The 867-nt window shown below is 66.1% G+C and carries 1 protein-coding gene; it reads right to left on the bottom strand.

Annotated features, from left to right (window positions below):
- Window positions 1-138: 138 nt before the first annotated feature.
- Window positions 139-729, bottom strand: coding sequence for a TetR/AcrR family transcriptional regulator (locus AC069H_RS37455; RefSeq protein WP_478235473.1), 591 nt, complete (start codon window positions 727-729; stop codon window positions 139-141).
- Window positions 730-867: the final 138 nt, after the last annotated feature.

Here is an 867-nt window from a genome sequence, read left to right as displayed (position 1 = left end):
CGACGACCTCCACGAAGCCTTCCTCACCATCGGCTGCGCCATTATCTGCTGGCGCCGACTCAAAGCCCACTCATTCTGTTAGGACCCCTTAGTCCTCTGAATGCGGTCCTTGCACACGCAACTACCGCATTCAGAGGACTAAATGCGGGGAGTTAGGAGGGTGCGGACGGAGGTTTCGAGGGAAGGTAGGAGGGCGGCCGGGTCGGTGGACGTGAGCATCCGGTTCGCGAAGCCGTCGGAGAGGGCGAGGACGGCGTCGGCCAGGTCGGAGGCCGCGAGGTCGTCGCGGACATGGCCCGCCGACTGCGCTTTCGAGAGGTACTGGGCCGTGATTTCCGCGAGCTCGTCGTAGCCGGTGCGGATGAACTCGGCCCACGACGGCCGGACGGCGGCGCGGGCGGTGAAGGCGTTGATGACGATCACCTCCGCGCGGCGCTGCTCGTCGAGTGGCATCGCCTCGACCAGCAGGCGCAGCAGCAGGTCGAGCAGGTCGCCGGACTGATCGAGGGTTTCCCAGCGCTGCTTCAGGAACTCGCTGGTCATGTCGAGGGCGAAGCGGAACAGATCTTCCTTGGTGGAGAAGTACTTCTGCACCGCGCCCGCGGACACCCCGGCTTCCATGGCGACCGAGCGCACGCTCACGGCCTCGACGCCTTCACGCGCGACGATGCGCAGGAGGGCGCCCGCGATCTCTCGGCGGCGTTCGGCGTGGTCGACGATCTTCGGCACGACCGAATCCTCCCCTCTGCTCGCCGACTAGGTCAGGTGGGTCGTGGGGGGGGGTTTTGGGTGGGAACCAAAAAACCCCCCCCCACCCCCCCTTGCCGGGCCCCCCTTTCCCGTTCAAAACTTTTCGAACACACCCTC

The sequence above is a fragment of the Amycolatopsis sp. NPDC043887 genome, assembly GCF_056435665.1.
The sequence above is the reverse complement of the archived record's forward strand: the minus strand, read 5'-3'. Positions and strand labels throughout refer to the sequence as shown.